Source organism: Pseudonocardia sp. TRM90224, from assembly GCF_021245725.1.
Lineage (GTDB): Bacteria > Actinomycetota > Actinomycetes > Mycobacteriales > Pseudonocardiaceae > Pseudonocardia.
The window spans coordinates 14979-38552 of record NZ_JAJGSX010000015.1 but is presented as its reverse complement, the minus strand read 5'-3'; the positions used below and the strand labels follow the sequence as shown (position 1 = coordinate 38552).

The following is a 23574-nucleotide window of genomic DNA, read 5'->3' as shown; positions in this document are numbered from 1 at the left end:
CACGCCTTCGGCTGTGAGGGCAGGAAAGCCACTTTCAGGCCCTCACAGGGCAGGAAAGTGGCTTTCCTGCCCTACCTCCGGGCATGGACCGTAGCGACCGTCCCGCACGCAGGATCACCGCAACGACGTGCCCTCATCCACCCGTTCCGGCGGCCCGACGACCATCCGCCGCGCCCTCCGACTCGCCAGCGCCACGACCGCCTCGAACGGCCCGCGCAGCCCAGCAGCACGCACCGCGATCCCGATCAGCAGCGCCGCGACCACGTAGACGAGGTACGAGGTGAGCGTCGGCGGCGTGTCGAAGGTCGTCAGCGTCCACACGTGCACCGTGTAGAGCGTCAGCGGGATCCCACCCGCCGCGGCGAGCGGCCACACCACCGCCCGCGACCAGCGGGCCAGGAGCAGTATCACGCCGAGCACCGCCATCGCCGTGCCCGTGGTGTGCGCCAGGTCGAGGGGCGCACCGGAATGCGGGACGTCCACCGCCAGCCACCACCACGTGTCGGTCGGGATCGTCCCGTACCGGCTCTCCGCAAGGTCCCCGGCCCCGAACGCCGCCGCACCACCCAGCACGTACAGCAGCACCGCCGACGTCACCTTCGCCAGCACCGCCATCCCGACGCCGAGCCCGACCAGCCATACCGCCACCCGCCGGTCACGCAGGTCGAGCCGCCCGATCGCCAACCCCGCCAGCAGGTACGTCGTCCACGTCAACACCGGGTACGCGCCCGTCACCAGCAACGAGCCCGCCAGCGCCGCCGGATCCTGCAACCCCAACAGCGTCGGATCACGCGGATTGCGCAACGGCCCACCGGCCCGCACCAGCACGCTCACCACCGGCGTGACGACACACGCCACCACTGCGCCGACCGCCAGCACCGGCCACGGCAGCCGCAGCAACGGCACCGCCACCAGGAACAGCACCGCGTAGAACGCCAAGATCACCAGCACCGGCGGCCGCAACGACCCCAACCACAACCCCAGGAACCCGACCAGCACCGCACGGACCAGCAGCCCGGCCCCCGCGCCGGCGTGCGCACGCCCGTCCGGCAACCCGCGCGCCCCACCTGTCGCCAGCGCGATCCCGACCCCCGCCAGCACCGCGAACAGGGCCGCCGACCGGCCGCTCGCGATCGACGCGACGACCGTCCGCCCACCCTCGTCGTCGTCGAGCGGCAGGATGTGCGTCGCGAACATCCCGACGAGCGCAACGAAACGAGCGGCGTCGACCCCGAGCAGGCGGTCGCGCACCGGAGCGCTCATCGGACAGGCGTGGTCCCCGCCGTGGTGACCGGCCCGTCCAGCGGCGCACCCGCCCGGCGCAACCAGTCGGCCAACGCCCGCTGCACCGCCTGCAGCGGCGGCCGCCGCGCCGGGTCGTTGTCCATCGCCGCCTGCAGCAACGCCAGGTGCGCCGTGCGCCGCGGCAGGTGCGACAGGGGCGCACCCGACGCCGCCGCCCGCAGCCCCGACACCGCGTCCTTGTGCCCACCCCGCGGCGGATGCCCGGTCAACGCGTACGACACCGTCGCCGCCAGCTGCCACGCGTCCGACGCGGGCGTCGCCCGCTCACCGCACGCCGCCTCCGGCGCCAGGAAGTCGGGGGTGCCCAGCACGAACCCGGCCATCGTCATCGTCGCATCGCCCGTCTTGCGCGCGATCCCGAAGTCGATCAGGTGCGCCAACCCGCCCTGGTCGACCACCACGTTGCCCGGCTTCACGTCGCGGTGCATCACACCCTGCCGGTGCGCCGCATCCAACGCGCCGGCCACGCTCAGCCACACCCGTGCCGACGCGACGTCGTCCAGCACACCCTGGGCGCGCACCATCTCACCCAACGACATGCCGTCGACGAAACCCATCACGATGACCATGCCGTCCAGCTCGGCGAGGCCGGCGTCGCTGCGGGCCAGCAGCATGTCGTAGATCCGGACGCAGTGCGGGTGCCGCACCGCACCCAGCGCCCGCGCCTCACGCTGGATCCGTTCCTCGGTCTCACCGTCCGGCGCGTGCGCCGCCTTCAACGCGACGACGTGCCCCAGCTTCGCGTCGTGCGCGAGCCACACCCGCCCGAACCCGCCCTGCCCGAGCCTGCGGATCAACCGGAACCGCGGCGGGCCCTGCGGCGCCGGCGGCCGCCCGTTCATCGGGCCCGGGGTCGGCCGGGACCCGCTGGCCTGCATGGGCGGTGGCACCGGAGCCACCCTCGTCCGCGGCGGCCCCGCCGGCGGGGGCGGGCGCCGGTCCGGCGGGCGAGCCGCCGACTGCCCCGACGGGTGACCGGCCGGCGGAGCCGCCCGCACCGGCCCACGCGCCTGCTGCCGACCGTCCGCCGGGGCCGGTCGCCGCGCGGGCGGCGGGTTCAACGACCGCTGCGCCGCCTCCTTCGACGGCGCCCCCGCCATCAGCACCGCGGGGATGCCGAGGAACGCCCCGAACACCGCACCGATCCACAGGTGCCCGGCCGTGCCACCCGGCACCGACACCGTCAGCAGGATCATCGCCAGCATCGGCGCCCAGAAGAACTTCGACGGCCACGACGGCCCGCGCCGCAGCACCAGCCGCGCCTGCGCCGCCACGAACATCGTCACGACCACCGGCAACAGCACGTAGAGGATCAACGCCAGGATCAGCTGCACCGGATCACCAGGGGCGAACGCGTCGCCGACGCTGCCCTCCCCGAGGTACTTCGCCTGGGACTCGACCACCGCGCAGGCCGACGACCGCAGGTCGGCCATCGCCGCCTCGCTCAGCCCGGACACGCTCACGTCGATCGCCGCCGCGCGGAACAGGTTCCCCGTCGAGGTGAACACCAGCAACGGCAGCAGACCGCACAACACCAGACCGGCGCCGACCAGCACGATCGACGACTCCAGCCGGTAACGCGACCCCACCCTGCGCCGCACCGCCACCACGATGAACATGCCCGCCGTCGGCAACAACCCGACGAACACACCCAGCAGCGACACCGCCCACGGCCACCCGCCAGGACAGATGTCCGGCGCAAGGGTTGCCCGCAACCCCGAGATCAGGCCGGCGAGCAGCGCGGTCAGCCCATCCACGCCCGTTCTCCCCCTCCACTTCCCCCGCACCCGGAGGTTCCCACTATGGCATCACCAAGCGTCACCCCGCGTCAGTGGGCCGTCAGCCGGATGTACGCACTGCATCCTTCGCCGCACGCAACTGCGCCACATCGCCGAACCCGGCCAAAGCCAACGTCAGATCCAGCTCCGCCAGCACGCTGCGCACGACGTGCCGCACCCCGTCCTGACCGCCCAACGCCAACCCGTACGCATGCGGCCGGCCCAGCAACACGGCATCGGCGCCCAACGCCAGCGCCACCGCCGCGTCCGCACCCGTCCGCACCCCGGAGTCGAACAGCACCGCGGCCCGACCACCGACCGCGCCGACGATCCCCGGCAACGCCTCCAACGACCCGATCGCCCGGTCCACCTGACGGCCGCCGTGGTTGGACACCACCACCCCGTCCATCCCGGCGTCCACGGCCCGCAACGCGTCCTCGACGTGCTGCACACCCTTCAGCACGATCGGCCCGTCCCAGTGCTCGCGCAGCAGGTCCAGCCGATCCCACCGCAACGCCGTGCCGGTGAACATCGGCACCCACTGCCCCACCGCCGCCATCAGGTCGTCCTCCGGCGGCTTCGCCAGCCTCGCCCGGAACGCCGGGTCGGAGAACGGGATCGCCGTGCCCACGCCACGCAGGAACGGCAGGTACGCCAGATCCAGGTCGTGCGGGCGCCACCCCAACGTCCACGTGTCCAGCGTGACCACCAGCACCGAGTAGCCCGCCGCCCGCGCCCGCCCGAGCAGGCTCACCGTCACGTCGTCGTCGGTCGGCCAGTACAGCTGGTACCAGCGCGGAGCGTCCCCGGACGCCGCCGCGACCTCCTCGATCGCGTGTGACGACGCCGTCGAGAGCACCATCGGCACCCCCACCTCGGCCGCCGCCCGCGCCACCGCGAGCTCACCGTCGGGGTGCAGGATCGACATCACCCCGATCGGCGCGAGCAACAGCGGTGCCGGCATCGCCGTCCCCAGCACCGACGTCGACCAGTCCCGCTCCGTCACGTCCCGCAGCATCCGCGGCACCAGCGCGTACCGGTCGAACGCCGCCCGGTTCGCCCGCATCGTCGCCCCGGCCCCCGCACCACCCGCCACGTACCCGAACGGCCCGTCGTCCAGGACGGCCCGCGCCGCCTCCTCCAGCTTCGCCGGATCCGTCGGGAACGCGGGCGCTTGCCCGGCCAGGCCACCGAGGTAGATCTCAGCGCCGTACGCGGAGAACGGGACACCCATCCTCTGACTTTAGTGCGGCCGAAATACCCGCCACCCCCGCACCAACACCAAACTTCCCCACCGTTTTGCCAACCTGCACACCCTCCAGGGTCTGTAGGTTGGCAAAACGGTGGGGAAGTTCGTGGTCCTGGCCCGCGTTGCCGAGAACATGAGCCTCACGCGCGTCGCCGGCCCGCTCTCGCCCACCGCGCCCGCCACCGTCAACTACGTCATCGACGGACCGCCGCACAAGCTGCTCATGCACCCCTTCCCACGACGGGTCCGCGCCGAGTTCGCCGGCCGCACCGTGCTGGACACCCGCCGCGGCGTCCTGCTCCACGAGACCGCGCTGCTCCCACGCCTCTACGTGCCGGAGGTCGACCTCGACGCCACCGCGTTCGTCCCCACCGACCACACCACCCACTGCCCCTTCAAGGGCGACGCCACCTACCGATCGCTCACGGTCGGCGACCGCACCGTCGAGAACGCGCTCTGGGCCTACCCCGACCCCAAGCCCGAAGCGTCGTGGCTCGCCGGCTACGCCTCCCTCGACTGGGACGCCGCCGACGCCTGGTTCGACGAGGACGAGCAGGTGTACGCCCACCTCACCGACCCGTTCACCCGCGTCGACATCCGCCCCACCAGCCGCCACGTCCAGGTGCTCGCCGGCGACGTCCTCGTCGCCGAGTCGCACACCCCGCTCGTCCTCACCGAGACCGGCCTGCCCGCACGCTGGTACCTCGACCAGGACGACGTGCGCGTCCCGATCACCGCGACCGACACCCACACGCGCTGCCCCTACAAGGGCGAGGCGAGCTACTGGACCGTCGAGCTCCCCGACGGCAGCACCCTCACCGACGCCGCATGGAGCTACCCGACCCCGCTACCGGAATCCAGCCGCATCGCCGGCCGCATCAGCTTCCTGCACGCCGACCTGCACACCCTCGTCGACGGCGAACCCGCCTGACCGGACACCCTGAACGGCCTGCTCAGTCGTCGTCGACCAGCAACGCCTCGAGCGCCGGCATCGCCGCCAGCAACACCCGGCGCTGCTCGGCGTCCAACCGCAGCAACCGCCGCGCCACCAGCGCCGTCCGATGGCTGCGCACCTCGTTGAGCCGCCGCGAACCCTCGTCCGACAACGTGATCAACACCCCGCGCGCATCCTGCGGATCGGTCGCCCTGACCACGAGCCCCTGCTCGTCGAGCGCCGCCAGCACCCTGCTCATCGTCGGCGCCGTCACCGCCTCCCGACGGGCCAGCTCCGACAACCGCAACGGACCGTGCTGCTCCACCGTCACCAACGCCGACAGCTGCAGGGGCGGGATCGACTCGTGACCGTCGATCCGGATCCGCCGGTTCAACCGCCCCACCGCAAGCCTTAACCGCGCGGCCAGCTCGGTGAGCTCGTCCGTGTGCTGCGTCACCTCGGCGGTCATCCGAACATCCTGCCAGGTACTACAACTTCCGGAGCCGGATCCCCGTGACGTTGTGGTCGGGTCCCTTCCGCAACACCAAACTCGCACGTCCCCGCGTCGGCTTGATGTTCCGCTCCAGGTTCGGCCCGTTGATCTCCGCCCAGATGCTCTCCGCCCGCGCGATCGCCCCGGCCTCGTCCAACGCCGCATAACGGCGGAAGAACGACTCCGGATTCCGGAACGCCGTCTCCCGCAACCGCAGGAACCGCTCCACGTACCAACGCCGGATGTCCACCGTCGCCGCATCCACGTACACCGAGAAGTCGATGAAATCGCTCACCGCCAACCCCGCGCCGCCCTCCCGCCCCTGCTGCGAATGCGCCGGCTGCAACACGTTCAAACCCTCGACCAACAAGATGTCCGGACGGTGCACCGTGAACCGCTCACCAGGCACGATGTCGTACGACAAGTGCGAGTACACCGGAGCCGACACCTCCGTCCGCCCCGCCTTCACCTCCGTGATGAACCGCAACAACGCGCGCCGGTCGTACGACTCCGGAAAGCCCTTGCGCGTCATCAACCCACGCTGCTCCAGCTCCGCGTTCGGCAGCAGGAACCCGTCGGTCGTGATCAGCTCCACCCGCGGGTGCTGCGGCCACCGCGCCAGCAACAACCGCAACAACCGCGCCGTCGTCGACTTCCCCACCGACACCGAACCCGCGATCCCGATCACGAACGGCGTCCGCGCCGTGTTCGCCCCCAGGAACGTCCGGTACGCCCGGTACAGCCGCCCACCCTCCTGGACGTGCAACGTCAACAACCGCGACAGCGGCAGGTACACCTCACGCACCTCGTCGAGGTCCACCGCATCACCGAGACTGCGGACCCGCTCCAACTCCTCCGCCGTCAACGGCAGCGGCGTGTTCGCCCCCAACTTCGCCCACGACGGCCGGTCGAAATCCACGAACGGCGACGTGGCGGGGCGCGCACCGGTGCGACTGCCGTTCATGACCAGACAACCTAGATCCCGAAACGCCCACACGGCCGCAGGAGGTGACGCGCGGCTCATCCCACGACCCGTCCGGACCAACACCGCACCCCGGCCGCAACCCGCTGAGGGCTACGTCAGCCGAGGTCAGCCGCCCGCCCTACACTGAGCGCACCGAATCCGGAGGAGAGCAGAATCCGTGCCGACCGCACGTCCCGCAGAGCCGGGTTGCAGTAGCCGGCCGGGTCCCGCCCGGCTTCCCTGCTGGCAGGCGCCAGCATGAACCTCGCCCTCGCCCTCACCCTCCTCGGACTCGTCGCCGTCGCCGCCCTCACCCTCGGCACCGCCATCTCCGTCGCATCCGAGTTCGCCCTCACCGCACTCGAACGCAGCCAGGTCGACGCGCACGTCGCCGACAACGGCGACCGCAGAGCCCGCGGCGTCCAACGCGCCCACCGGGAGCTGTCCTTCCAGCTCTCCGGCAGCCAGCTCGGCATCACCGTGACCACCCTCGTCACCGGCTACATCGCCGAACCCGCCATCGCCTCCCTGATCAGCCCCGGCCTGCTCACACTCGGCATGTCCGAAGGGCTCGCCGCAGGCTTCGCCACCGCGCTCGCCCTGCTGCTGGCCACCACGCTCTCCATGGTCTTCGGCGAGCTCGTCCCCAAGAACCTCGCCATCGCCGACCCCCTGCGCACCGCACGCGCCGTCGTCTGGCTCCAAAGCGGCTTCGCCCGCGCATTCCGATGGCTCATCAGCGGCCTCAACGCCACCGCCAACACCATCGTCCGCCGCCTCGGCGTCGAACCCGCCGAAGAGCTGCGCTCCGCCCGCTCCCCCCGCGAACTCAGCTCACTCGTCCGCTCCAGCGCCGAACACGGCACCCTCGACGCCGGCACCGCCACCCTCCTCGACCGATCACTGCGCTTCACCGACCGCGTCGCGGAAGACCTCATGACCCCCCGCGTCCGCGTCGAATCCCTCGACGCCGACGACACCCTCGCCGACCTGCTCGCCCTCTCCCGCCGCAGCGGCTTCTCCCGCTTCCCCGTCCACGACCGCGACCCCGACGCCGTACTCGGCGTCGCCCACGTCAAACAGGCCTTCGGCGTACCCGTCCCCGAACGCGCCACCCTCGCCCTGCGCAGCATCGTCCAACCCGTGCCCAAGGTCCCCGAATCCCTCGACGGCGACGCCCTCCTCGTCCGCCTCCGCGAATCCGGCCTGCAACTCGCCGTCGTCGTCGACGAGTACGGCGGCACCGCCGGCATCGTCACCCTCGAAGACCTCGTCGAAGAGATCGTCGGCGACGTCCGCGACGAGCACGACCGCGCCGAACAAGCCAGCATCCGCCCACTCGGCCGCGGCAGCTGGCTGCTCTCCGGCCTACTGCGCGCCGACGAGGTCAACGACGCCACCGGCTTCGAGATGCCCGAAGGCGAATACGAGACCCTCGCCGGCCTCGTACTGGCCCGCCTCGGCCGCATCCCCGACGTCGGCGACGACCTCACCGTCGACGGCTGGCGCCTCACCGTCATGCGCCGCGACCGCAACCGCATCGCCGAGCTCCGCATCGCCCGCGAAGAACCGGCGACCAGCAGCCCGAACAGGCCGAACGGGGAGGTGGCCCGTGGGTAGCGACCTGCTCGCCCTCCTCGCCGCCATCGCACTCCTGGGCGCAAACGCGTTCTTCGTCGGCGCCGAGTTCGCGCTCGTCTCCGCCCGCCGCGACCGCCTCGAAGCCATGGCGAGCTCCGGCACCGCCGCCGCGGCCACCGTCCTGCACGCCCACGCCGACCTCTCCCGCATGCTCGCGGCATCCCAGCTCGGCATCACCATCTGCTCCCTCCTGCTCGGCCGCCTCGGCGAACCCGCCGTCGCCCATCTCATCGAACGACCACTGGAGTGGCTCGGCATGCCGTCGGCCGTCCTGCACCCCATCGCGTTCACTGTCTCGCTCGCGATCGTCGTCGTCGCCCACATGGTCATCGGCGAAATGGTGCCCAAGAACATCGCCATCGCAGGCCCCGAACGCACCGCCATCTGGCTCGTCCCACCCTTCCTGGTGTTCACCACCGCCATCCGGCCGCTCATCTCACTGTTCAACTTCCTCGCCAACGGCGTCCTGCGCCTCGTCGGCGTCGAACCCCGCGACGAGCTCGAAGCCGCCTTCACCTCCGGCGAGCTGGCCGACCTCATTGCCGAATCCGGCCGCGAAGGCCTCCTCGACGACGACGAATCCCGCCGCCTCGCCCGCACCCTGCGATCCGTCGAATCCACCGTCAACGACGTCATCGTCCCCGTCGACGACCTCGTCTCCCTCCCCGTCCGCCCCACCGTCGACGACGTCGCCCGCGCCGTCGTCAAAACCGGCTATTCACGCTTCCCGCTCCTCGCCGCCGACGGCCGCTTCGCCGGATACCTGCACGTCAAAGACATCCTCGACCTCGCCGACGACCCCGAAGCCGCAGTGCCGCCCGAACGCGTCCGCGGCCTGCCCGACGTACCCGGCGACGCCCGCCTTGACGAAGCACTCGCCGTGCTGCGCGGCTCCCGCGCCCACCTCGGCCGCGTCGTCGACCAACGCGGCGCCACCATCGGCCTCGTCACCATGGAGGACCTCATCGAGCACTTCGTCGGCACCGTCCGCGACGCCACCCACGCCGACACCTGACCCTTGACCTCAAGTCGGGTTCAGCATCGACGATCAACGGATGAGCGTCTTCACCCCCGCTGAACTGGACTACCTCGCCGGCCAGCAACTCGCCCGCCTCGGCACCATCGGCCCCGACGGGGCGCCGCAGGTGCGGCCCGTCGGGTTCTTCGTCAACCCCGACGGCACGATCGACATCATCGGCCACGACAACCCGGCCTCCCAGAAGTGGCGCAACGTCCAGCGCGATGCCCGCGTCGCGCTCGTCATCGACGACGTCGTGCTCACCCCATGGCAGCCACGAGCGCTGGAGGTCCGCGGCACCGCGGAAGCACTGCCCGACCTCCGTCGCACCGACGCGTTCCCCGGCGCCGGACCGGGCGTCATCCGGATCCGCCCCCACCGGGTAATCGCGTTCGGCATCGAGGACGACGGGCCTGGCACCCGCACGGTCCCGTCCACGACGTAACGTCTCTGCCCGTGGTGACGCTCGACGAGCCCGGCTGGCGCGCCCGCGCCGCCGAGCACCGTCGGCGCGTCGAGCGGTGGACCCTGCCCCACCGCGACCGCAAACGTCGCCGCGAGCCGCACCCGGTGCTGGACTTCGTCTTCACCTACTACTCTCTGCGCCCGCACCGCCTCGAACGCTGGCACCCCGGCCCCGACGTGCGGCTCCGCGGCGGCGACGACTACCTCGCCACGCCCGGGTACGTCCGCGACGGCGACGCCGTCCGTCTCGACCCCGCTGCCCTGCCCGACCGCATCGACTCCACCGCCGCGTTCGTCCGCGCCCTGCTCACTGCCACGGAACGCCGCAAGCCTCGCCTCGGCTGCTTCGGCATGCACGAATGGGCCATGGTGTACCGGGCCGACGCACCCCGTCACGACGCCGTCCCGCTGCGCCTCGGCAGCGCCGCCACTGACGCCGTCGTCGAATCCATGCCGGTCCAGTGCACCCACCACGACGCCTACCGCTTCTTCACCCCACCGGCGCGGCCCCTGAACACCTTCACACCCACCCGGGAAGCTCAGATCGCCCACGAGCAACCCGGCTGCCTCCACGCCAACATGGACCTCTACAAGTGGGCCTACAAGCTGCTCCCACTCACCCCCGGTGACCTCCTCGCCGACTGCTTCGAGCTCGCCGTCGACGTACGCGAGCTCGACATGCGCGCCAGCCCCTACGACCTCGCGGCCCACGGCTACCCGCCCGTCGCGATCGAGACCGCGGCCGGACGCGCCGAGTACGCCCGCTCCCAGGCAGCCTTCACCACCCGCGCCGCTCCCCTGCGCGAGCGACTGATCCAGCTCTGCACCACCGTCCTCGACGGCTGAACCCTCCCGCCCCGACCGGGCCGGCGGCTCAGGTCAAGGCAGATCGTTCGGTCGTCGAAAGATTGACGAAAAGAAGGCGTCAATGATTGATTGACGCGAGAAAGAACTAGGGTGAGACCAGTGACCGCTCACCGGAGATTCGCCGATACCGAAGCCTTGACCCCGGTGATGCGGGAGGTCTTCGGCACCGACCGCGCCATCGCCGCCGTCGACCGCCTGCTCAACGGCACCAAGAAGGGCGTCTACCGCGTCACGCTGGACGACGCGACCAGCACGATCGTCTATGTCTGGAACACCGACGAGGACTACTGGGTCGGGCTGCTCCCGGATGACCACGACGACCCGTCGAACCCGTTCGCGCACGCCTCCGGCATCAACCTCTTCGAGGGCGCCACCCGTCGACTGGAAGCGGTCGGAGCCCGCTCGCCCCGGCTGCTGCTCGCCGACCGCAGCAAGAACCTGTACCCGGCCGACATCGCCGTCGCGGAGGACGTCCGCGGCGGAACGCTGGAGGCGTTGCTGGAACGCGATCCGGACGCAGGCGGGCGAACACTCGCGCAGCTCTCGGACATGCTTCGACGCATGCACGCACACCGTGCGCCGGCGTTCGGGCGGGTGGCGTGGATCGACAGCGGCGGGGCGCCGCCGGACACGACCTGCGAGCAGGCCTACCTGGAGCGGTCGCTGGCGAACATCGCCACCGCCGTGCTCCGCGACGCCCGCGCGGCCGAAGGCGAGGCGATGTTGGAGGAGAAACTCCGCACCCTGCACGCCGCGCTCGAACCGCGCGCGCAGCACGGCATCGTCCACGGCGAGCTCGGCCCGGAACACACGCTCGTCGGGCCGGACGGAGAGCCCGTCATCATCGACATCGAGGGCCTGATGTACACCGACATCGAGGTGGAGCACTGCTGGATGCGGATGCGCTTCGGCCCGCACTACGAGGCGCTCCGCAACCCCGACCTCGACCCGCTGCGCGTCAGGTACTACCAGTACGTCATGCACCTGGACCTGGTCGGCGGCCCGCTTCGCATCGCCGAGGGCGACTTCCCGAACCGGGAGTGGATGCTCGACGTCGCGGACTTCCACCTGCAGCGGGCGCTCGCCTTCTGATCAGCTGATCAGCTGATCAGCGCTTCGGAGGAGTCTTCCGGCCCAGCACACCGAGCCGGTTGAACGTGTTGATCGTGGTGGCCACCCACGCCACCGCGGCCAGCTGCTCGGGTGTGAACGCCGCGGCAGCCCGCTCGTACGCGGCGTCGGGCACGTCCCTGGCGTCGGGCAGCCTGGTCAGCGCCTCGGTCAACACCAGCGCCGCCTGCTCCTGCTCCGTGTAGAGGTGCGCCGCGTGCGGCCACGCCGCCAGCAGGAGCAGCCGCTGCTCGTCCTCACCCTTCTCACGGGCCTCGTGCGAATGCAGATCGACGCAGAACGAGCACCCGTTCAGCATCGACGCCCGCACCTTCACCAGCTCGACGATCCGCTGGTCCACACCCGCGTCGGCCACCGCCTTCCGGACCACCCTGTCCAGCTCCGCGAGCTGCCGGTACGCCGCCGGCACCGCCTCACCCATCTGCACACGTTCACTCACAGCTCCACGCTACGAGCCACTGGACCTCGCGTATGGTCCAGTTCCGTGCCAGCTTCGTGGACCAGTGGGAACCAGAACGGGGTCGACCTGCACATCGACCCGTCCCGGCGCAGTGCCACCGACCTCGCTGCCGCCCTCCGAGCCGCGGTCCGTGACGGCCGGCTCATCACCGGCGCCGCCCTGCCCTCCACCCGCGCCCTCGGCGCCGATCTCGGGATTGCCCGCGGCACCGTCACCGCCGCTTACTCGCAGCTCGCCGCCGAGGGCTACCTCGTCGTCCGCCACGGTGCCCCGACGAGGGTCGCCGACGTCCAGCAGCTCCCGCAGGCCCGCCTGGCACCTGCCACGCACACGTCGTCAGGCCCGACCGCGGGCTGGACGTTCACGCACAACCTGCTGCCCGGCCTGCCCGACGTCAGCGCGTTCCCCCGCGACGCCTGGGCCGCGTCGATCCGCCGCGCGCTCGCCACCGCCCCGCACGACACGTTCGGCTACCCCGACCGGCTCGGCCACCCGGCGCTGCGCCGCGCGCTCGCCGCCTACCTCGGCAGGGCCCGCGGCGTGCTCGCCGACCCCGAGCACGTCGTCGTCGGCCCCGGCTTCACCGCGATGATCGCCCTCTGGGCGCGGGCCGTCCGCTCCTACGGTGTCACCGCGGTGACGGTCGAGGACCCCTTCCTCCCCCACCTGCACCGCGCCGTCGAGACCGCAGGTATCGACGTGACCGGTGCCCCCGTCGACCACGACGGCGTCCAGGTCGCCGCCATCACCACCCGGGGCGCCGTGCTCACCCCCGCCCACCAGTACCCGCTCGGCCACACCCTCGCCCCCACCCGCCGCGCTGCGCTGGCCCGCCGCGCCGCCGCCCACGACATGCAGATCCTCGAAGACGACTACGACGGCGAGTTCCGCTTCGACCGCAGGCCGGTCGGCGCGCTCCAGGCGCTGGCGCCCGACCACATCACGTACGGCGGGACGGCCAGCAAGGCTCTGGCCCCAGGGCTGCGGTTGGCCTGGATGGTCGTCCCACAGCGGCTCCTCCCCCACATCCGCGACCACGCCGCAGCCGCGGGCATGCCCGTGCCCGTGATCGACCAGCTCGCGCTCGCCGACATCCTCGACACCGGCGCCTACGACAAGCAGGTGCGCCGCATGCGCGGCCGATACCGGGCACGTCGCGACGCGCTCGTCGAGGCCGTCGCACCCCTCGGGTACGACCCCGACGGCATCGCGGCCGGGCTGCACCTCCTGCTCCCCCTCGGCGCCGGCGGCGAGCCCGCCGCGGCCGCCGCCGCCAAACGCCACCGGCTCGGCATCGACCTCCTCGGCCGGCACTCGATCACCCTCCCCCACCCCGACGGCCTCCTCGTCGGCTTCGGCGCACCCACCGACCACGCCTACCCAGCCGCCCTCGACGCGCTCGTCGCCGTCCTGCGCGCCCTGTAAACCGGCTGCGACTCCGGTCGCCAGCCCTGAGGATGGCCGGCATGTTCCTGCCAGGGCTCGAGCTCTCCCGAGCGTTCTACGCCGAAGCCGTCGCGCCGCTGCTCGACGGTCTCGTGCACACCGCCGCCCGCGTCGGCAGCGGCTCCGAGGTGCTCGGCTTCGACACCGAACGCTCCGCCGACCACGAGTGGGGGCCCCGGCTGCAGGTGTTCCTCTCCCCCACCGACGCCGGGCGCGCGGCCGAGATCAGCACGATGCTGGCCGAACGGCTCCCCCGCACCTTCCGCGGCTGGTCGACCCACTTCGCCGAGACCGACGACCCCGGCATCGGCCATATGTCCACCACCGACGGCCCCGTCGACCATCGCGTCGAGATCACCGACCTCGGCAGCTGGCTCGTCTCCCGCCTCGCGTTCGACCCGCGCGCCGGGATCGACCTCCTCGACTGGCTCGCCACACCCACGCAAGCCCTCACCGAGGTCACCGCCGGCGCGGTGTTCCACGACGGCCTCGGCGAGCTCGAACCCGTGCGCGCCGCGCTGCGCTGGTACCCGCCGGACGTCTGGCGCCACGCCCTCGCCTGCCAATGGGCCCGCATCGCCGAAGAGGAAGCGTTCGTCGGCCGCTGCGGAGAGGTCGGCGACGAGCTCGGCTCCGCGGTCGTCGCCGCCCGGCTCACCCGCGACCTGATCCGCCTCTGCCTCCTTATCGCCCGCGAGTACCCGCCCTACTCCAAGTGGCTCGGCAGCGCCTTCGCCCGCATACCCGTCGCCACCACGCTCACCCCCCACCTGCGGGCCACGCTCGCCGCCACCGACTGGCCCGCCCGCGAGACCCACCTCGCCGCCGCCTACGAGACCGTGGCGCGCCTGCAGAACACCACCCGGCTCCCCGACGGCACCCCGCTGTGCGCCGACGTCGACCCCGCCACCAGGCCGTACCACAGCAGGCCCTTCCAGGTGATCATGGCCGGCCGCTTCACCGACGCCCTGCGCGCCGCCATCACCGACCCGGAGGTGCAGGCCCTCCCCCTCACCGGCACCGCCGACCAGCACCTCGACAACACGAACCTGCTGACCAAACCGGACCACGTCCGTAAAAGGTGGCGTCAATGACTCATTGACCAGTGGGTGGAACTGATAACGGCGGTTGTTGGAGTGCCGGGAGTAGGCGGTCCGGCTCCCCAGGCAGGGTGCAGAAGGGGTCGCCGACCACCTATGGCACTCTTGCCTATATATACACGTCGCTGTATATATAGGTGCATGGTTTCCACGGTGCAGCAGCGGTTGACGGTGATCTCGGAGCCGAGCCGGTTCCGGATCGTCGAGCTCTTGAAGGATGGTCCGCAGTCGGTCGGCGGCATCGTCGACAACCTCGATTTGGGCCAGCCACAAGTGTCGCGGCATCTGCGGCTGCTGGCCGAGGCGGAAGTGGTGGATGCGACCAGACAGGCGCAGCAGCGGATCTACCGGCTCCGCCCAGAATCGATGCGCGAGCTGAACGCCTGGACGCAGCGCTTCGCCGGCTTGTGGTCGGAACGGATGGACCGCCTCGGCTCCTTCCTCGACCAGACGGACAGTAAGGATCAGTGAGCATGCAGACCATTCCTGGGGACGGGGTCGTGATCGACGAGTCACGCAACACGCTCCGTATCAGCCGCAGTTACACCGCCGAGGTGGACCGTGCGTGGTGGGCCTGGACCGACGCCGCGGCAATCACGAAATGGTGGGGTCCGGCAGGCTGGGTGGCGAGCGTGCACGAGATGGACGTTCGCCCCGGCGGTCGTTGGCGGTTCGAGCTCGCCCCCGAGGACGGGTCGGCCGAACCGGTTCGCGGCACCGCCACTTACGGCCTCGTCGATCCACTGGCCAGACTGACCTACGACGACGCCTTCGCCGACGACGCCTGGGAACCTGACGGCACCGGCACGTTCCCGACCTCGGTCTCCTTCACGCCCGTCGGCGCCGGTTGCCACGTCGAGGTCGACATCAGCTTCCCCGACACCCGGGCCCTGCGACGTGCCGTCGATCTACGAATGGCCGACGGCTACGCCGAATCCCTCGACCGGCTCGACGCCGTCCTTCGGACTCCACGAGAGGTAGCAATGCAGACGATCACGTCCACCGACGGCACCATCATCGCCTACCAGAAGACAGGTTCCGGTCCGGCGATCATCGTGGTCAGCAACGTGGCCGAGGACCACACCGGCCTCGCCGGCCTGACCACTGCACTGTCCGAGCACTTCACCGTGATCAGCTTCGATCGACGCGGACGCGGGGCCAGCGGGGACCCCCAGCCCTACGACCCGGCCCGAGAGATCGACGACATCGCCGCCCTGATCGACGTCGCGGGTGGCTCAGCAGCCCTTACCAGCGGTTCCGGTGGCTGCGCGATCACCCTCGACGCAGCCACCGCGCTGGGCAACAAGGTGACCGGGCTCTACCTCTACGACCCGCCGTTCATCGTCGACAACTCCCGCCAACCAGTGCCCACCCACTGGGTCGCGCAGGTAGAAAACCTGGTCGAAGCCGGCCGGCGCAGCGACGCAGTCGAGTACGTGATGACCGAAGTCATCGGCCTCCCGGCCGAATACATCGAGCCGATGAAACAGGACCCCTCCTGGGACGACACGACCCGGTACGCCCACACCTTCGCCTACGAGGGCAAAACGCTGAGCGGCCTCCAGGACGGCAAACCACTACCCGCTGACCGGTGGTCGACCGAAGCGCCGATCGCAGTCGCCGTCGGTGGCGACAGCGAGGCCCACTTCCATACCGGAGCCGCTGCCCTGGCCGCGCTTCTACCGAACGTCACGATCCTGACCCTGCCCGGCCAGAGCCACGGCGCATTCTGGGCAGCACCAGCCCCGGTCTCCCAACAGATCCGCCAGTTTCTGCTGAGCTGACAACAACACTCCCCGAACGACCTCGCCAAACGACCCCACCGATCGGCGGCATCATGAGGCCCGGCGCCCCGATCGACGACTGCCCCCAGGAGAACCGTCGACAACGACGTTTTGGCTGTTTGTTAGCGCTCACATTGACCAGAACGTCGTTGTCGACGGGTCCGAAGCGTGTCGACGGTCGCCTGCCACCATGCTAGGTTCAACCGAACGAACGGTCGGTCGAGCACGGAGGCTCTGGATGACACCGGTTCTGCGCAGCTACGTCCGCGGGAGCTGGCACTCCCCGACCGACGAGGGCAGGCCGCTGTTCGACGCGGTGACGGGCAAGGAGGTCGCGCGCATCTCGTCGGCCGGGATCGACATGGCCGCCGTGCTCGACCACGGCAGGCGGGTCGGCGGGCCGGCGTTGCGCGAGCTGACGTTCCACCAGCGGGCGGCGCTGCTGAAGGCGCTGGCCGGGCACCTGCGCGAGCACCGCGAAGCGCTCTACGAGGTGTCCGCCCGCACCGGCGCAACGCTCTACGACTCGAAGTTCGACGTCGACGGCGGCATCGGCGTGCTGTTCGCGTACGCGTCGAAGGCGAAGCGCGAGATGCCCAACGACACCGTCTACGTCGACGGCGACGTCGAGCCGCTCTCCCGCGGCGGCACGTTCGCCGGCCAGCACGTCGCCACCTCGCTGCGCGGGGTCGCCGTCCAGGTCAACGCGTTCAACTTCCCGGTGTGGGGGCCGCTGGAGAAGTTCGCGCCCGCGTTCATCGCCGGCGTGCCGACCGTCGTCAAGCCCGCGAGCCCCACCGCGTTCCTCACCGCCCGGCTGGCCGAGCTCATCGTCGAGTCCGAGATCCTGCCCGAGGGCACGTTCCAGCTGGTCAGCGGCTCGGTCGGGGACATGTTCGACCACCTCACCGAGCAGGACCTCGTCTCGTTCACCGGCTCCGCCTCCACCGCCGCGAAGCTGCGCACGCACCCCGGGATCGTCGGGCGCAGCGTGCGGTTCTCCGCGGAGGCCGATTCGCTCAACATGTCGGTCCTGGGCCCCGACGCCGGCCCCGGCACGCCCGAGTTCGACCTCTACGTCAAGCAGCTCACCACCGAGATGACGGTCAAGGCCGGCCAGAAGTGCACGGCGATCCGGCGCGCCTTCGTGCCGGCCGAGCACGTCGACGCCGTCGTCGAGGCCGTCTCGGCGCGGCTCGCGACCACCACCGTCGGCAACCCCGCCACCGCCCGCATGGGCGCGCTCGCCAGCCTCGAGCAGCGCGAGGAGGTGCGCCGCAGCGTCAAGGCCCTGCGCGACGCCGGGCGGATCGTGTTCGGCGACCCCGAGCACGTCGAGCTGGAGGACGCCGACGCCGAGCGCGGCGCGTTCGTCTCGCCGATGCTGCTGACCGCCGACCCCGACCGGGCGGAGCCGCACGAGGTGGAGGCGTTCGGGCCGGTCTCGACGGTGCTGCCGTACACCTCGACCGAGCAACTGATCGACTTCGCGGCCCGGGGCCAGGGCAGCCTCGCCGGCTCGGTCGTCACCGCCGACACGTCCTTCGCGCGGGACGTCGTGCTGGGTGTCGCGCCGTGGCACGGGCGGGTGCTCGTGCTCAACAGCGTCGACGCCAAGGAATCGACCGGCCACGGCTCGCCGATGCCGCAGCTGGTGCACGGCGGCCCCGGCCGCGCGGGTGGCGGCGAGGAGATGGGCGGCATCCGCGGCGTCCTGCACCACATGCAGCGCACCGCCGTGCAGGGTGACCCCGACACCCTGACGGCGATCACCGGCCGCTGGGTCGCCGGTTCGCAGCGGAACCAGACCGACGTCCACCCGTTCCGCAAGCACCTGGAGGAGCTCTCGATCGGCGACACGGTCGTCGCCGGTCCGCGGCTCGTCACGCAGGAGGACGTCGAGCACTTCGCCGAGTTCACCGGCGACACCTTCTACGCGCACATGGACGCCGAGGCAGCCGCCGCGAACCCGCTCTTCGGCGAGCGGGTGGCGCACGGCTACCTCATCGTCTCCCTCGCCGCGGGCCTGTTCGTCGACCCCGACCCGGGTCCGGTGCTGGCCAACTTCGGCGTCGACCGGCTGCGGTTCCTGACGCCGGTGAAGTTCGGCGACTCGCTGACCGTCACGCTGACTTGCAAGCAGGTCACCCCGCGCGACACCGCCGACTACGGCGAGGTGCGCTGGGACGCCGACGTCACGCGGCAGGACGGCGAGTCGGTCGCGCGCTACGACGTGCTCACGCTGGTGGCGAAGAAGGAGAAGTGAGCATGGCACGGTTCGGCGAGGCACCGGCCCCCGACGCGCTCGACCCCGCGGAGCGCATGTCCGTCGACGAGCTGCGCGCCACCCAGCTGGAACGGCTGCAGTGGACGCTGCGGCACGCGTACGCGAACGTCGCGCACTACCGCAAGGCGTTCGACGCGGCAGGCGTGCACCCCGACGACTGCCGCGAGCTCGCCGACCTGGCGCGGTTCCCGACGACGACCAAGGCCGACCTGCGCGACAACTACCCCTTCGGGATGTTCGCGGTGCCGCAGGAGCAGGTCCGGCGCATCCACGCGTCATCGGGGACGACCGGGCGCCCGACGGTCGTCGGCTACACCGAGCGCGACATCGACAACTGGGCCGGGCTGATGGCGCGCTCGCTGCGCGCGGCGGGCGCCCGGCCCGGCCACAAGGTGCACAACGCCTACGGGTACGGCCTGTTCACCGGCGGCCTCGGCGCGCACTACGGCATCGAGAAGCTCGGCGCCACCGCCATCCCCATCTCCGGTGGGATGACGCCGCGGCAGGTCCAGCTGATCCAGGACTTCCGGCCCGAGATCATCATGGTCACCCCGAGCTACATGCTCACGATCGTCGACGAGTTCGAGAAGCAGGGCATCGACCCGCGCTCCTCGTCGCTGCAGGTCGGCGTCTTCGGCGCGGAGCCGTGGACCGAACAGATGCGCCTCGAGATCGAGGAGCGCATGGACATGCACGCGGTCGACATCTACGGCCTCTCCGAAGTCATGGGACCTGGTGTCTCGCAGGAGTGCGTGGAGTCGAAGGACGGGCTGCACATCTGGGAGGACCACTTCCTCCCCGAGGTCGTCGACCCGCTCGACGGCACCCCGCTGCGCGACGGGGAGGAGGGTGAGCTGCTGTTCACCTCCCTCACGAAGGAGGCGCTGCCGATCATCCGCTACCGCACCCGCGACCTCACCCGGCTGCTGCCGGGCAGCGCGCGGCCGGGGATGCGGCGCATGCAGAAGATCACCGGCCGCAGCGACGACATGATCATCCTGCGCGGGGTGAACGTGTTCCCGACCCAGATCGAGGAGGTCGTCCTGCGCACCGCCGGGCTCTCGCCGCACTTCCAGCTGGTGCTGAGCACGCAGGGCCGGATGGACGCGCTCACCGTGCGGGTCGAGGCGCGGCCGGAGACCGTTGCCGACCGCCGCGCGACGGCGTCTGCCGAGCTGATCACCGCGATCAAGGAGACCGTCGGCGTCACGGTGGCCTGCGAGATCGTCGATCCGGAGACCCTGGAACGCTCCGTCGGCAAGCTGCAGCGGCTCAAGGACCACCGCACCCGCGCATGACGATCACCTGCCCCGGCTGCTCGCACGCGGTGCCGCTCGCCGAGTTCCTCGGGGCGTGCACCGCCTTCTCCCCCGCGCTCGGGACCGTGCAGTGGCAATGTCCGTCGTGCGCGTCGACCACCGACTTCCGCCCCGTCGACGGCGCGGTGGAGCTCGGGTACGTCTACGCGGCGGGCGCGGCGCATTTCGCGGCGATGGACAGCGTCCCCACCCCCGGGCTGGCCGTCCGACGTGAGCCGACCCGCCTCGTGGTCACCCACGGGACGGGTCGTTGGACGTTCGCAGGCTGAAGACCGAAGGCTGAAGCCGGTCGCGCTCAGGCGGCGGCGAGCACTCCGAGCTCCTGCTTGCCCGCGGCGGTCAGGCAGGCGGCCACCCGCTGGCCGGCCGTGCACACTGCCGCGGGGGCGATGTAGCCCGCCCGGGCCAGCCGGTGCGCAGCGGCCTGGTCGCAGCAACAGCGTCCGTCGAGGAACAGGTCGGGCTCGGCACCCCACTCGAGCTCGGCGTTGCCTGCCGCGACGGCCCGCAGGATCGCCCGGTCCCGGCCGGTGAGCTGGACGTTCATCGTGAGCTCCATCGCGCACTTCCCCTCCACCTCCGCCGGCGGCCTGTCCACCGGAACGATGCGGTCAATCATGGAGACCCGGCGTCGTTCGCGGACTCATCGGTGCGGGGAGGTCCTCTCGTGAATCGGTAAGCATTTCCTGACGGTTACGCAAGGTGGAGCCCGCCCGGTTCACCGTGATACCGCTATTGACAGGTTTTCTATCATGACAGTGTGTCTCACACCGAGGTGATCGCTCCCGACGGGCTGCGGCTCGCCGTCACGGCTACCGGCGACCCGGACGCACCGACGCTCGTCGCGGTGCACGGCTACCCGGACGACCACACCGTCTGGGACGGGCTGGTCACGGAGCTGCGCGACCACTTCCGCGTCGTCACCTACGACGTGCGAGGCGCCGGCGCCTCGCAAGCGCCGCCCGACCGCGCGGGCTACCACCTCGACCGGCTCGCCGACGACCTGCGCGCCGTGATCGACGCCGTCAGCCCCGACCGTCCGGTGCACCTCGTCGCGCACGACTGGGGCGCCATCCAGACCTGGCACGCCGTCACCGGCGACGCCCTGCGCGGCCGCGTCGCCTCCTTCACCTCGATCTCCGGACCGTGCCTCGACCACGTCGGCCTCTGGTTCCGCCGTCGCGGAATCAGCGCGCTGCGGCAGATCGTCCGCCAGGGCCTGCACTCCTGGTACACGGCGTTCTTCCGGCTCCCCGTGCTGCCGGTCCTCGCCTGGCGCGCGGGCCTCTTCGGCCGGGTGCTCGCCGCCCGCGAACGCATCGCGCCCCCGAACGTCCGCGACGCCGTCAACGGGCTGGAGCTCTATCGCGCCAACATTGCGCAGCGGCTCGCCGACCCGCAGCCGCGCCACACCGGCGTCCCGGTGCAGGTGCTCGCCCCGACCCGCGACAAGTACGTCACCACGCCCCTGCAGACCGACATCGCCCCGTACGTCGACGACCTGCGGGTCCGGCGCATCCCCGGCGGGCACTGGGTGGTCCGCACCCGGCCCGACGTGATCGCCCGATGCGTGCGCGAGCTGGTCGAGCACATCGAGGGCGCGCCCGAGGCGCTCGCGCTGAAGCGCGCACGGGTCGCGGGTGGGCGCTGGGCCGGCCGGCTCGTCGTCGTCACCGGTGCGGGCAGCGGGATCGGGCGGGCCACCGCGCTCGCCTTCGCCCGCCGCGGCGCCGAGGTGATCGCGGCCGACCGCGACCTCGCAACGGCGCAGGAGACGGTCGGCATGGGCGCTGCCGGCGCCTACCAGGTCGACGTCTCCGACGGCGCCGCCATGGAGGCGTTCGCCAAGCAGGTGGCGGCCGAGCACGGTGTGCCCGACCTCGTGGTCAACAACGCCGGCATCGGCATGGCCGGCGCCTTCGCCGACACCTCGCTCGCCGACTGGCAGAAGATCATCGACGTCAACCTGTGGGGCGTCATCCACGGGTCGCGGCTCTTCGCCGAGCAGATGCGCGCCCACGGTGAGGGCGGGCACATCGTCAACGTCGCCTCGGCGGCGGCATACCTGCCCCAACGCACCCTCTCGGCGTACGGGACGACGAAGGCGGCCGTGCTCGCGCTCTCCGAGAGCATGCGCGCCGAGCTCGGCGACGACGGCATCGGCGTCACCGCGCTCTGCCCCGGGTTCGTGCACACCAACATCACCTCGACCACGAAGTTCGTCGGCCTCGATGCCGCCGGCGAGCAGCGCCGCCAGCAAGCCACCACTGCGGCGTACGCCCGGCGCAACTACCCGCCGGAGCGGGTCGCCGAGCAGGTCGTCCGGGCGGTCGAGCGCAACACCGCGCTCGCGCCGGTCACCCCGGAGGCGCACATCGGGCTGCTGGCCTCGCGCCTCACCCCCGGCCTGTTGCGCGCCATCGCGCGCAAGGACATCGGACCTCGCTGATGATGCATGTTCCCGACGACTCCGACCGGGTGGCCCTCAACGCCCGCGACGTGCGGTTCGACTGGTCGCAGCTGCCCGTGCACTGGATCCCCGGCGAGCCGTTCGCGACGCACCTGCTCGACGTGCTGCACCTGCTGCTGCCGGAGGGCGAGCGCTGGTTCGTCCGGCTGTTCTCCGACGTGCTGCCGCTGGTCACCGACCCGCGGATCGCCGAGGACGTGCGCGGGTTCATCGGGCAGGAGGCGATGCACGCGTCGTCGCACCAGTCGGTGCTCGACCACATGGCGGCGAAGGGCGTCGACACCACGCCCTACGTCGAGCAGGTGGAATGGGTGTTCCGCGATGCGCTCGGCGACCGCGACCTCACCGGCGACGCCGCGCGGGCGTGGTCGATCGAGCGGGCCGCCGTGGTCGCGGCCGTCGAGCACATCACGGCGTTCCTCGGGCAGTGGATCCTCGACGCCCGCGCGCTCGACACCGCCGGCACCCATCCGGAGATGCTCGACCTGCTGCGCTGGCACGGCGCCGAAGAGGTCGAGCACCGGGCCGTCGCACACGACCTCTACATGCACCTCGACGGGCGCTACCTGCACCGCGTGCGCTCGCTCGTGCTGATCGCGCCGATCCTGATCCGGCTGTGGGCCCGCGGCACGGCCTTCCTGCTCTCCCGCGACCCGCAGCCGAGCCGGCCGCGGTGGCGCGACCTGCGCAGAGCGCAGCGGCGCGGGTTGGCCCCGGGCACGTTCGCGACCGTGCGCGCGCTGCTCGCCTACCTGCGCCCCGGCTACCACCCCTCGCAGTACGGCTCGACCGACGCCGCCGTCACCTACCTCGCGTCGTCGCCCGCGGCTCGGGCGGCGGCCGCGCGCGAAACGGGATGACAG

The 23574-nt window shown here is 71.4% G+C and carries 22 protein-coding genes; 15 read left to right on the top strand and 7 right to left on the bottom strand.

Translation table 11 applies throughout. From position 1 onward, the window contains the following. Positions 1-114 precede the first annotated feature (114 nt). The 3 genes from LL648_RS21380 to LL648_RS21370 all read right to left on the bottom strand — a co-directional run bounded on the left by LL648_RS21380 (position 115) and on the right by LL648_RS21370 (position 4317). The gene (locus LL648_RS21380) at positions 115-1263 is read right to left on the bottom strand and encodes a heparan-alpha-glucosaminide N-acetyltransferase domain-containing protein (RefSeq protein ID WP_232664408.1); all 1149 of its coding nucleotides are present in this window, start codon (positions 1261-1263) and stop codon (positions 115-117) included. Beyond that, a complete protein-coding gene (locus LL648_RS21375) occupies positions 1260-3062 on the bottom strand; it encodes a serine/threonine-protein kinase (RefSeq protein WP_232664407.1) in 1803 nt (600 codons plus the stop codon). The genes LL648_RS21380 and LL648_RS21375 overlap by 4 nt, the downstream gene beginning before the upstream one ends. Before the next feature lie 82 nt (positions 3063-3144). After that, entirely contained in the window at positions 3145-4317 is a 1173-nt protein-coding gene (locus LL648_RS21370; RefSeq protein ID WP_232664406.1) for a lactate 2-monooxygenase, read from the bottom strand. A gap of 109 nt (positions 4318-4426) precedes the next feature. Between LL648_RS21370 and LL648_RS21365 the strand changes: the two genes are divergently transcribed. Then, complete coding sequence (locus LL648_RS21365) at positions 4427-5263, top strand: DUF427 domain-containing protein (RefSeq protein WP_232664405.1); 837 nt, start codon at positions 4427-4429, stop codon at positions 5261-5263. Between the two features lie 22 nt (positions 5264-5285). Here the strand turns inward: LL648_RS21365 and LL648_RS21360 are convergent, their stop codons facing one another. After that, on the bottom strand, positions 5286-5735 hold the full coding sequence (locus tag LL648_RS21360) for a MarR family winged helix-turn-helix transcriptional regulator (RefSeq protein ID WP_232664404.1): 450 nt from the start codon (positions 5733-5735) through the stop codon (positions 5286-5288). Positions 5736-5754: 19 nt separating this feature from the next. Beyond that, positions 5755-6723, bottom strand: coding sequence for a type I pantothenate kinase (gene coaA / locus LL648_RS21355; protein WP_232664403.1), 969 nt, complete (start codon positions 6721-6723; stop codon positions 5755-5757). A gap of 258 nt (positions 6724-6981) precedes the next feature. Here coaA and LL648_RS21350 point away from each other — a divergent pair, with 258 nt between their 5' ends. The 5 genes from LL648_RS21350 (at position 6982) to LL648_RS21330 (ending at position 11806) form a co-directional block, all read left to right on the top strand. Beyond that, a complete protein-coding gene (locus LL648_RS21350; protein ID WP_232664402.1) occupies positions 6982-8343 on the top strand; it encodes a hemolysin family protein in 1362 nt (453 codons plus the stop codon). Beyond that, entirely contained in the window at positions 8336-9379 is a 1044-nt protein-coding gene (locus LL648_RS21345; protein ID WP_232664401.1) for a hemolysin family protein, read from the top strand. Before LL648_RS21350 ends, LL648_RS21345 begins: the two co-directional genes overlap by 8 nt. Positions 9380-9419: 40 nt before the next feature. Continuing rightward, entirely contained in the window at positions 9420-9827 is a 408-nt protein-coding gene (locus LL648_RS21340) for a PPOX class F420-dependent oxidoreductase (protein ID WP_232664400.1), read from the top strand. 11 nt (positions 9828-9838) lie between these two features. Continuing rightward, a complete protein-coding gene (locus LL648_RS21335) occupies positions 9839-10693 on the top strand; it encodes a 3-methyladenine DNA glycosylase (RefSeq protein ID WP_232664399.1) in 855 nt (284 codons plus the stop codon). A 120-nt stretch (positions 10694-10813) separates the two neighbouring features. Then, a complete protein-coding gene (locus LL648_RS21330) occupies positions 10814-11806 on the top strand; it encodes a phosphotransferase (RefSeq protein WP_232664398.1) in 993 nt (330 codons plus the stop codon). Positions 11807-11822: 16 nt separating this feature from the next. On the opposite strand, the gene LL648_RS21325 is transcribed toward LL648_RS21330, so the two are convergent. Continuing rightward, positions 11823-12284: a carboxymuconolactone decarboxylase family protein gene (locus LL648_RS21325; RefSeq protein WP_232664397.1), complete on the bottom strand. Its 462-nt coding sequence runs from the start codon at positions 12282-12284 to the stop codon at positions 11823-11825. A gap of 45 nt (positions 12285-12329) precedes the next feature. Here LL648_RS21325 and pdxR point away from each other — a divergent pair, with 45 nt between their 5' ends. The 7 genes from pdxR (at position 12330) to LL648_RS21290 (ending at position 20510) form a co-directional block, all read left to right on the top strand. After that, a complete protein-coding gene (pdxR, locus tag LL648_RS21320) occupies positions 12330-13730 on the top strand; it encodes a MocR-like pyridoxine biosynthesis transcription factor PdxR (RefSeq protein WP_232664396.1) in 1401 nt (466 codons plus the stop codon). Positions 13731-13771: 41 nt separating this feature from the next. After that, a complete protein-coding gene (locus tag LL648_RS21315; protein ID WP_232664395.1) occupies positions 13772-14845 on the top strand; it encodes a DUF4037 domain-containing protein in 1074 nt (357 codons plus the stop codon). Between the two features lie 159 nt (positions 14846-15004). Then, positions 15005-15322, top strand: coding sequence for an ArsR/SmtB family transcription factor (locus tag LL648_RS21310; RefSeq protein WP_232664394.1), 318 nt, complete (start codon positions 15005-15007; stop codon positions 15320-15322). A 2-nt stretch (positions 15323-15324) separates the two neighbouring features. Further along, on the top strand, positions 15325-16635 hold the full coding sequence (locus LL648_RS21305; protein ID WP_232664393.1) for an alpha/beta fold hydrolase: 1311 nt from the start codon (positions 15325-15327) through the stop codon (positions 16633-16635). Positions 16636-16873: 238 nt separating this feature from the next. Further along, positions 16874-18901: a phenylacetic acid degradation bifunctional protein PaaZ gene (gene paaZ / locus LL648_RS21300; protein WP_232664392.1), complete on the top strand. Its 2028-nt coding sequence runs from the start codon at positions 16874-16876 to the stop codon at positions 18899-18901. A 2-nt stretch (positions 18902-18903) separates the two neighbouring features. Next, complete coding sequence (gene paaK / locus LL648_RS21295) at positions 18904-20220, top strand: phenylacetate--CoA ligase PaaK (protein WP_232664391.1); 1317 nt, start codon at positions 18904-18906, stop codon at positions 20218-20220. Continuing rightward, positions 20217-20510, top strand: a complete 294-nt coding sequence (locus LL648_RS21290) for a hypothetical protein (RefSeq protein WP_232664390.1) — start codon at positions 20217-20219, stop codon at positions 20508-20510. Before paaK ends, LL648_RS21290 begins: the two co-directional genes overlap by 4 nt. 26 nt (positions 20511-20536) lie before the next feature. Here LL648_RS21290 and LL648_RS21285 read toward each other — a convergent pair whose 3' ends face one another. Beyond that, positions 20537-20800 carry a hypothetical protein gene (locus LL648_RS21285; protein ID WP_232664389.1) on the bottom strand — a complete coding sequence of 88 codons (264 nt, stop codon included), beginning with the start codon at positions 20798-20800 and terminating at the stop codon, positions 20537-20539. 201 nt (positions 20801-21001) lie between these two features. On the opposite strand from LL648_RS21285, the gene LL648_RS21280 reads away from it, so the two are divergent. After that, positions 21002-22690, top strand: a complete 1689-nt coding sequence (locus LL648_RS21280; protein ID WP_232664388.1) for an SDR family oxidoreductase — start codon at positions 21002-21004, stop codon at positions 22688-22690. After that, on the top strand, positions 22690-23571 hold the full coding sequence (locus LL648_RS21275; protein ID WP_441344308.1) for a metal-dependent hydrolase: 882 nt from the start codon (positions 22690-22692) through the stop codon (positions 23569-23571). Before LL648_RS21280 ends, LL648_RS21275 begins: the two co-directional genes overlap by 1 nt. Positions 23572-23574 lie beyond the last annotated feature (3 nt).